Origin of the sequence: Rhodococcus sp. MEB032 (genome assembly GCF_030208925.1) — a bacterium.
In the GTDB taxonomy this organism is placed as follows: domain Bacteria; phylum Actinomycetota; class Actinomycetes; order Mycobacteriales; family Mycobacteriaceae; genus Rhodococcus_F; species Rhodococcus_F qingshengii.
The window spans coordinates 175835-184266 of sequence record NZ_JARVSY010000015.1 but is presented as its reverse complement, the minus strand read 5'-3'; the positions used below and the strand labels follow the sequence as shown (position 1 = coordinate 184266).

The 8432-nt window shown below is 61.9% G+C and carries 9 protein-coding genes; 4 read left to right on the top strand and 5 right to left on the bottom strand.

Features of this window, described 5'->3' with window-relative positions; genetic code table 11:
* From QRN54_RS17775 to QRN54_RS17765, 3 genes are all read right to left on the bottom strand, one after another.
* Positions 1 to 272, bottom strand: a 272-nt coding sequence (locus tag QRN54_RS17775) for an ATP-binding cassette domain-containing protein (protein ID WP_285182679.1), incomplete at its 3' end; no start/stop codon positions are given.
* Between the two features lie 81 nt (positions 273 to 353).
* Positions 354 to 1409 carry a BUD32 family EKC/KEOPS complex subunit gene (locus QRN54_RS17770; RefSeq protein WP_285182678.1) on the bottom strand — a complete coding sequence of 352 codons (1056 nt, stop codon included), beginning with the start codon at positions 1407 to 1409 and terminating at the stop codon, positions 354 to 356.
* Positions 1406 to 1615, bottom strand: a complete 210-nt coding sequence (locus tag QRN54_RS17765) for a hypothetical protein (protein WP_007728109.1) — start codon at positions 1613 to 1615, stop codon at positions 1406 to 1408. Before QRN54_RS17765 ends, QRN54_RS17770 begins: the two co-directional genes overlap by 4 nt.
* Positions 1616 to 1876: 261 nt before the next feature.
* Between QRN54_RS17765 and QRN54_RS17760 the strand changes: the two genes are divergently transcribed.
* From QRN54_RS17760 to QRN54_RS17750, 3 genes are read left to right on the top strand one after another with little or no spacing between them, the layout of a single operon-like run.
* Positions 1877 to 2497, top strand: a complete 621-nt coding sequence (locus tag QRN54_RS17760) for a TetR/AcrR family transcriptional regulator (protein ID WP_039972893.1) — start codon at positions 1877 to 1879, stop codon at positions 2495 to 2497.
* The gene (gene kstD / locus QRN54_RS17755; RefSeq protein WP_162113560.1) at positions 2497 to 4260 is read left to right on the top strand and encodes a 3-oxosteroid 1-dehydrogenase; all 1764 of its coding nucleotides are present in this window, start codon (positions 2497 to 2499) and stop codon (positions 4258 to 4260) included. Before QRN54_RS17760 ends, kstD begins: the two co-directional genes overlap by 1 nt.
* 15 nt (positions 4261 to 4275) lie before the next feature.
* Positions 4276 to 5958 carry an ATP-binding cassette domain-containing protein gene (locus QRN54_RS17750; protein WP_204855794.1) on the top strand — a complete coding sequence of 561 codons (1683 nt, stop codon included), beginning with the start codon at positions 4276 to 4278 and terminating at the stop codon, positions 5956 to 5958.
* A gap of 17 nt (positions 5959 to 5975) precedes the next feature.
* On the opposite strand, the gene QRN54_RS17745 is transcribed toward QRN54_RS17750, so the two are convergent.
* The gene (locus tag QRN54_RS17745; RefSeq protein WP_042448705.1) at positions 5976 to 6608 is read right to left on the bottom strand and encodes a hypothetical protein; all 633 of its coding nucleotides are present in this window, start codon (positions 6606 to 6608) and stop codon (positions 5976 to 5978) included.
* Between the two features lie 453 nt (positions 6609 to 7061).
* On the opposite strand from QRN54_RS17745, the gene QRN54_RS17740 reads away from it, so the two are divergent.
* Positions 7062 to 7616, top strand: a complete 555-nt coding sequence (locus QRN54_RS17740; RefSeq protein WP_003944949.1) for a LysM peptidoglycan-binding domain-containing protein — start codon at positions 7062 to 7064, stop codon at positions 7614 to 7616.
* A 12-nt stretch (positions 7617 to 7628) separates the two neighbouring features.
* Here QRN54_RS17740 and QRN54_RS17735 read toward each other — a convergent pair whose 3' ends face one another.
* Entirely contained in the window at positions 7629 to 8360 is a 732-nt protein-coding gene (locus QRN54_RS17735) for a TetR/AcrR family transcriptional regulator (RefSeq protein WP_285182671.1), read from the bottom strand.
* Between the last annotated feature and the right edge of the window lie 72 nt (positions 8361 to 8432).

Sequence of the window (8432 nt, the reverse complement as noted above, 5' to 3'; positions counted from 1 at the left end):
CGCGCACTGCGATTGGGGTGCACCCACTTCGCATCCAGCAACGCACCCACCGTCCGCAACGGCGTCTTGAGCTCCCGGTACGGCTTGCCCTCGATCAACGCCGCACCCGACGTCGGCTGATCCAAACCCAGGATCATCCGCATCGTCGTCGACTTACCGGCACCGTTCGGGCCCAGGAAGCCCGTCACGATGCCCGGCTTGACCGTGAACGACAAATCGTCCACCGCTTTCGTCGGTCCGTAAACCTTGGTCAATCCCCTCAGTTCAATCATGAGGAGAACTGTGCCCTACCGGCACTGACCAGCACATCGGTCCCGAGGATGACATGAACCCTGAGATGTGAATACGGCAGTTCAGGGAAAACCCTGTGCTCGACCGGAAGGCGGAACTGGCGCGGCCTGCGGGTAGGGCGCATCGAAGTCGCCGTCGAACAATCGCCAGTAGAAGTCGTTCATCCTCGCAGCGGCGGGCGCGTGCCGTGTCACGATCGTGGCCACCTCTGGTGTCACATCACCTGGAATATGACCTGTGGCGCATCGTCGTACGTACTGGTTGCGGGCGACTGGTCCGCCGCTCGTCGGCCTCGGTACCCCGCAGACCTCGGTCACCAGCCAGTTGACCAGAAGCATGGCGGCGTAGTCGGCGTCATGAGTGGCGTGGCGCCGGACGAAGTCGTGCTCGGCAGTCGACAGGTCGAAGTGTGGGGATGTGGCCAGTCCGAAGTCGGTGAGATAGATCCGCTCCATGTCGGTGCGCATGTTGCCGAAATGTCCGTCCATGTGCAGCAACTGTCGATCGCGCAAGAACGCCACGATCTCCGAAAACTGTCGCTCGACTTCGGCAGCTTTGGCGGACGGGTTGTCTTCCAGCCAATTCGAGATCGGGTGTTCGATGTACTCGCAGAACAGTACGAGGCTGCACGGCGCAGCGGCAAGCGCTTCGAGACGGGTCCGCACTTCACGGCTGGCGCCGGCGGTGTGAACGGAATCGATGTCGGCGTGTTCGACCGCAACGGGCGAACGTCCGGGAAGTATCCGCCAGTGGTAAAGCATTGGGAACGACTGTGTTTCGCCGGCCAGAACGGCATCGGTGACCACGAGGTTCGCGGCCAGTTCTCGCCAGGCGTTGAAGCTTGGGCCACCAATGCCGTACTGGCAGAACGTCGGCAGATCGAAATGGTTGGAAGTAGAGCCCACCTCGGCGATTTCCCGCACGCTCAGTGGGATGCGTTTGGTGAATACCGGAACGCCGTTGAGCCTGTTGTCATAGACCCTGATCACTCCTGCGGCGCCACCTACGCCGACACTCGAGATTTGAACGGTGTCGACCAGTCGGGCCAGTTCGACATCGTTCTGGGAAGACAGGAACGCCGACAGCTTTCGGTGGCGTTCAATCCTGACGTCTGTCATTCCACGACTGTGCCACAGGCTCGTCCGGCTTCGATTTCGCGGAGCCGCCTGTCGAAGTCACCGATTCTGGCGGTGTCCTCGTAGTAGTCCTCTTGCTCGATGATCTTTCCCCACTTGGTCCGAACGAGAAGCACTGTTCGATTTCGATAGATGACGGCGCCGTCGGGGCCAAGGGCTCGGTCGTCGAAACGGGCGAGCAGGGTCATGCGCCAGAGTGGACCACCGAAATACGCTTCGGTGACCGCGCCTTGAAGCCCCGCATCGACAAATTCTTGGAGAAACGTCTCGATTCGGTCCCCATCGTTTCATCTTCGAAGCTTGTCGTGGCATCGAATGCCCTGTCAACGAAATGCCCGGGTCTGCTGATATCTGACAGAGAATTGGATATTGACAGTGACTGTCACAATAGGTGAGACTCGCATTATCGAGAACGGCCGGATCTCGGCCGAGGCGGGAGGACGTTGCTGATGTCACTACGGGAGAGACAGCGGTTGCAGGTGCGAGCAGACATTCAACGTGCGGCATTCGATCTGTTCGCGCGTGACGGTTTCGAGGACGTGACCACCGAGCAGATTGCGGCGGCAGCGGGGGTGTCGGCGAGTACGTACTTTCGGCACGTTCGTAACAAGGAGGATCTGCTGTTGGATCCGGTCAGGCAGGGCGGTGCCGGAATCGTGACGTTGCTCGAGGATCGCCCACCGACCGAGTCGGCTGATCTTGCGATATCACGGGCAATCCTCGAGCGTTCCAATGCTTTCGAGTCCGCGGAGATCGATCAGTGGCGATCGGCGTTCCGTACCGCGCCGCACCTGATGGATCGTGTCGCTCTGATCGCGCCCGAGCATCGTGATCGGTTGGTCGAGTTGGTGGCGCAACGTATGCAACTCGATCCGGAAAACGACAGCCGCCCAGGACTTCTCGTTCATTTGATGTTGGCGGCGGCGGAGTTCGGTTATCGGCAATGGATACGTAACCCTCACAAGCGCGGGGCATCACTTCCCGTGTGCGTCGAGGGGGCGCTCGACGCTGTTCGAGGATCCCGGTGGCACACGCAGGACGAAGATGACACGAAAGGTCGTGACCAGTGATGGACGAGAACCCTCAGGGCGCCGTGCCGCCCGTAGTAGATGTGCCCGTAGTGGATGTCGTTGTTGTCGGATCGGGGGCTGCCGGCATGTCTGCAGCTATCACCGCAGCCCGCAACGGACTCTCGACGATACTCGTGGAGAAGTCCGAATACTGGGGCGGTTCGTCGTCCCGGTCCGGGGGCGGCGTGTGGATTCCGGGAAACTCGATACTTCGCCGCGAGGCACCGACAGATGATATCGACTCTGCGCGAACATATCTGAAGAGCATTGTCGGAGAGGATGCAGACGCCGACCGAATCGACACGTATATCGATCGGGGTCCGGAAGCCCTCGATTTCCTGATTCGTCACTCTGCGTTGGAGCTCGAATGGGTGAAGGGGTACTCCGACTACTTTCCCGAGGCACCTGGCGGACGTGCAAGCGGCCGCTCGTGCGAGCCGCGCCCGTTCGACGCGCGAGCTCTGGGCGACGATCTTGCGACACTTCATCCGCCGTACATGAAGGTTCCGCTCAACATGGTTGTCCAACAATCTGATTACCGTTGGCTGAGCACGGGGATCCGGCATTGGCGGGGTCCGGTGCGGATGCTTCGGGTAGGAATGAGATCCCTGGCCGCAAGAGCTCGGAGGAAGAAGCTGATCGGGCTCGGGCCGGCGCTCATGGCCGAACTGATGCTCGGAGTTCGGGACGCCGGAGTGACGGTGGAGCTCGGGACGAGGCTTGTGGATTTGGTGACCGACAGTGATCGTGTCGTGGGTGTGCGACTCGAGTCCGGGGGAGTGCAGACCACCATGCACGCTCGATGCGGTGTCATCCTCGCGTGTGGCGGGTTCGACAACAACGACGACATGCGAGGCGAGTACCAGCGACGGCCGAGTAGCGCGCAGTGGACTCTCGGGGCACCGACCAATACCGGGGATGGCATCCGTGCAGCTCTACGCGTCGACGCCGCAATTTCGTACATGGACGACGCGTGGTGGGCCCCGTCGATTCCACTGCCCAAAGGCCCGTGGTTCGCCTTGGCGGAACGCTCGTTGCCTCGCAGCCTCATGGTCAACGCCAGCGGTCAGCGCTTCATGAACGAGTCACTTCCCTATGTCGAAGCGGCACACGCCATGTTCGGCGGAAAGTACGGCCGAGGTGAAGGACCCGCTGAGAACATCCCGGCTTGGCTGATCTTCGATCAGACGTACCGTGACCGTTACCTGTTCGCGGGGGTTCCGGCGCGCAGGCCGATACCTCGGTCGTGGATCGAATCGGGTGCGATCGTGCGAGCTGGATCGATTGCCGAACTCGCTGCCGAGATCGGAGTGCCGGGCGATGCGCTGTCCGCGACCATCACACGATTCAACAGTCACGCGCGCGACGGAGTCGATCGCGACTTCGGCCGTGGGACAAGCAGATACGACCACTACTACGGCGACTGCACCAACAAGCCCAACCCCAGCCTCGGAGAACTCACGAAGGGTCCGTTCTATGCCGCGAAGATGGTGCCTGGAGACCTGGGGACCAAAGGCGGCATCAACACGGACGCTCGCGCGCGAGCGTTGCGCGCCGACGGTTCGGTCATCGACGGGCTCTACGCAGCAGGTAACACCAGCTCACCGGTGATGGGTCATACCTATGCCGGTCCAGGTGCAACTATCGGTCCCGCAATGGTTTTCGGATATCTGGCGGCGCTCGATGCGGTCGGACGATCCCACGACGGTAGTGAGCTCGAGACCGAAGGCAGGAATAATGGTTTGGCAGATCGCCGTGGGTAGGGTTCTCTTGACAGCGTGACCCACCTCAACATCGCCGACGTCGACTACTTTCTCCCTGATGGTCGGCAACTGCTCAGCGGTGTCAGCTTTCGGGTCGGCAACGGTGCAAAAACTGCACTGATAGGCCCCAACGGGACTGGTAAGACGACGTTGCTCCGCATTGTCGCCGGAGACGTCGTCGCCGACGAGGGCGCTGTCACTCGATCCGGAACACTGGGCGTGATGCGGCAATTCGTCGGCCAGGTTCGCGACGAGTCCACCGTGCGCGATCTTCTGTTGTCCGTCTCGCCGGCACGGATCCGGGACGCAGCACTGGCGCTCGATACGGCAGAAAACGCGATGATCGAGCGCGACGAGGAATCAACTCAAATGAAGTATTCGCATGCGCTGGCCGATTGGGCCGACGTGGGCGGCTACGAGACCGAAGACTTCTGGGACAAGGTCACTACCGCGGCTCTCGGTGTTCCCTATGACCGTGCGAAGTGGCGCGCGGCCAACTCCCTCAGTGGTGGCGAGCAGAAACGGTTGGTTCTCGAAGCACTGTTCGCTGGGCCCGACGACGCACTCCTACTGGACGAGCCGGACAACTACCTCGATGTTCCGGGCAAGCGATGGCTGGAAAAGACGATCTCGGAATCGTCGAAAGTGGTTTTGTTCGTCAGCCACGACCGCGAACTGATCGCCAACGCGGCCACCCACATCGTGACGCTCGAGCCCGGAATCAGCGGCGCAACGTCGTGGACCCACGGTGCTGGGCTGGCCAGCTACCACCAAGCCCGCGAGGATCGCAACGCTCGATTCGAAGAACTGCGCCGACGCTGGGACGAGGAGCACGCGAAATTACGTGCCCTGGTTCTGCGATTGCGTGAAAAGGCCAAGTTCAACGACGGCGTCGCTGCGCGGTATCACGCCTCGCAAACCAGGTTGGCGAAGTTCGAGGAGGCAGGGCCACCCGAAGCGATTCCACTTCAGCAGAAGGTGACGGTTCGGCTGGCGGGCGGGCGAACCGCCAAGCGCGCGTTGGTATGCCAAGATCTCGAGCTGACGGGATTGATGAAGCCTTTCGACACCGAGATCTGGTACGGAGATCGGGTTGCCGTGCTGGGCTCCAATGGATCCGGAAAGTCGCATTTCCTTCGGCTCTTGGCGGGTGGAGGGACCGATCCGGGGACCGAGCATCTGCCCGTCGAGGCGCTCGACATCGCGCCGGTCGAGCACGGGGGTACTGCAACGCTGGGTGCCCGGGTACGTCCCGGATTGTTTGCGCAGACACACTCCAGGCCCGATCTGACCGGAAACACGCTGCTCGAGATCCTGCACATGGGCGACGAACACCGCAACGGAATGGGACGCGAAGCGGCGAGCCGCGCGCTGGACCGTTACGGATTGTCCCAAGCTGCGGAACAGAAGTACGACGACCTGTCCGGCGGTCAGCAGGCACGATTGCAGATCCTGCTCCTCGAGCTCTCCGGCGCCACGATGTTGTTGCTCGACGAACCGACCGACAACCTCGACCTTCATTCGGCTGACGCGCTCGAGCAGGGCATTGCTCAGTTTGCCGGCACGGTCATCTCGGTCACGCACGATCGCTGGTTCGCGCGCGCGTTCGACAGGTTCCTCGTCTTCGGATCGGACGGGAACGTGTACGAGAGCGAGTCGCCGGTGTGGGACGAGGCCAGGGTCGAACGAGCGCGCTGAGATCGAGCAGCCACTCCCTACCTGGTGAGAGGCGGCAGCTCGTTGATCACCGCGCGAAGGAGGCCCGGATCGCTGCGATCCGATCGAGGCGGGGGACAGCGCGAAAGATCGAGCTGTGTCGGAAAGCGCCACACAACGCGACCTGGATCTACCCTGTTCACTGCCGAGTACCAGTGGGTGAGGGGCTCGGCGAGCGCCGCGTGAAGCTCGAAATGCCGTCGGCGGCGGCTGGGGTCTCCTTCGCGCTGAAGTAGAAGCTGCCCCGGTGACGGTATCGAGATGACGGTCAGATCCGCGAAACCCAGTTCGAGGTGCTCGAAAGCTGTCTCGACTGCCGCGAGCTCGTACTCGAATCGCTCCCGAGGTGCTGCGCCCACCGCAGCGAGACACCAGCTGTAGTGCAGTTTCAGCGGGTCGCTGTCGCAGAGCGCGATACCGGTTCTCGCTTCGAGATCTTCCGCTTGCGACCATCGCTTCGAATTGACCGTTGTCCAGTAACTTGCCTGAAGGTCGAGATCCGTGCCGTCCGGCTCGAACCCGGTGGGCTGATACTCGGCGACGAATCTCTCCGCGGCGGATTCGCCACCGAGTTGGGTTCGGCACCAGGTGGTCTTGCCGGCGGCGCTGGGTCCTTCTACTGCGATGATCATCAGTTGATCTCCATAATGATTGGGGCGGTTGGTTTTTCCCGTTGCCAGGACTCTCTTAACATCCCCAGGATCCTCGTTGGCGGTCCGACACGGCCTGTTTCGGTGCGGTGGGTCACAAAATCACCGTGACGGTTGCCACATAACGGACGGATAACGATCGGTATGGTTGAAGCTCGAATCAATTAGTTGACCTGTGGTTATTGCTCGAGTTTCGACTGAGTCTGGTACAGCAGTGCCGGAAAACTGCCCCGTGACCAATCCGTGACCATCGCCTACGGTCGTTGACAGCCCGAAACTACCGGGCAAACACCGACCCGCAACTGCGTGCTTCTGCCCCGCGGGTCCGGTACTCCCGAAACCTTCGCGGGGCAGGAGTGAAACAGACGAGTCGATCGACGAGACGTGAAAGCGTCCGGGCCGACCTCGTCCGCGGTAGCGGAGAGGATTTACCCAATGACCAGCATCACCTTCAAGCGCGCCCTCGGCGCAGTTGCAACCGCAGGCGCAGTCGTCGCAATCCCGCTCGCCATGAGCACCGGCACCGCTTCGGCAGCCGGCCACGACTGGTCCGGAGTCGCAAATTGCGAGTCCTCCGGTAACTGGGCGGCCAACACCGGAAACGGCTTCTACGGCGGTCTGCAGTTCACGCAGAGCACCTGGAACGCATTTGGTGGATCGGGCAACGCTGCCAACGCCAGCCAGGCTGAGCAGATCCGTGTCGCCGAAAACGTTCTCGCAGGCCAGGGCGTCGGCGCATGGCCCGTCTGCGGTCAGTACCTGACCACCGGCACCACCGCAGGCAACTACGAGGCCGCAGCCGCCCCCGTCACCGCTGAGGCTTCCGTCGAGTCGGCTCCGGCAGCAAGCACCGGAAGCGGTAACTACGTGGTCAAGGCAGGCGACACCCTGTCGAAGATCGCTGCTGCACACGGCATCTCGCTCGAGAACCTCGCCAGCCAGGTTCCGAACATCAACCTGATCTTCCCGGGACAGTCCCTCTCGGTCTAGTCTCGTGGCCGTTTAGGTCCTCATTGCGTCGAAATTGTCCGGAGCTGATGCAGCCCCGGACAATTTCGGCGTTTCTGCGTTCGCAATGAGCGTTGCCGCTTCCGTATGGATGGGGTCAAGATCCTGGCGCCACCCAAGAATGTGCAGCGCCGACCCGGCGATGACGGCGGCGTCGGGAATCGGGGTGCCTTCGAGCGCGTCGGCTCGCGCGCTGATCACGCTTTCTACCAGGCGAAACGGAAGCTCGGCCAGGTGCGTTGATGATGGATCGTCAATCGCGTCGAGCACATCCTGGGCGAGTGCCCGGTATTGCTCGCGAAGCTGATCGCGATCGGCTCGGAACGACATGAACCTGTCACTTCTCAGTTCCGGTAAGAGATAAAGGACGCCGAGGTTCCACCGTCCGGTGATCAGTTGTGCCGCGTCGATGTACGAAAGTGCGTACAGCTTGACCTCGGGCGCGGTGTCGAGTGGCCTGAGATTCTCCGCGAAGTCGAGCGCCGGCGTCACGGTGTCGGCGAGCAGTGCAACCAGAATGTCGTCCTTGGTGGCGAAATGGTTGTACAGCGACGCCTGACGCATTCCGACTGCTTCGGCGATGTGGCGTGTGGACGTCGCGGCGAAGCCTCGGGTGGTGAACAGTTCAGCGGCTGCATCCAAGATCTCCGCCCGGGCAGTGCCACCCGGGCGTCGGCGAGCGGTCAGGCGGGGTCGTCCGGGGCCGGCGTTGGTCACGCCTTCCATAGTGGCAGGCTGCGGCCTTACGTGCGGGATGGCCGCCGCTGTGAGCATTCGGTCACGTGCTCGAAACGTACT

Coding starts and splice junctions, on each gene's coding strand:
- QRN54_RS17770 (WP_285182678.1), bottom strand. CDS start 1,409: ATGACAGACGTCAGGATTGAACGCCACCGAAAGCTGTCGGCGTTCCTG.
- QRN54_RS17765 (WP_007728109.1), bottom strand. CDS start 1,615: ATGACCCTGCTCGCCCGTTTCGACGACCGAGCCCTTGGCCCCGACGGC.
- QRN54_RS17760 (WP_039972893.1), top strand. CDS start 1,877: ATGTCACTACGGGAGAGACAGCGGTTGCAGGTGCGAGCAGACATTCAA.
- kstD (WP_162113560.1), top strand. CDS start 2,497: ATGGACGAGAACCCTCAGGGCGCCGTGCCGCCCGTAGTAGATGTGCCC.
- QRN54_RS17745 (WP_042448705.1), bottom strand. CDS start 6,608: ATGATCATCGCAGTAGAAGGACCCAGCGCCGCCGGCAAGACCACCTGG.
- QRN54_RS17740 (WP_003944949.1), top strand. CDS start 7,062: ATGACCAGCATCACCTTCAAGCGCGCCCTCGGCGCAGTTGCAACCGCA.
- QRN54_RS17735 (WP_285182671.1), bottom strand. CDS start 8,360: ATGGAAGGCGTGACCAACGCCGGCCCCGGACGACCCCGCCTGACCGCT.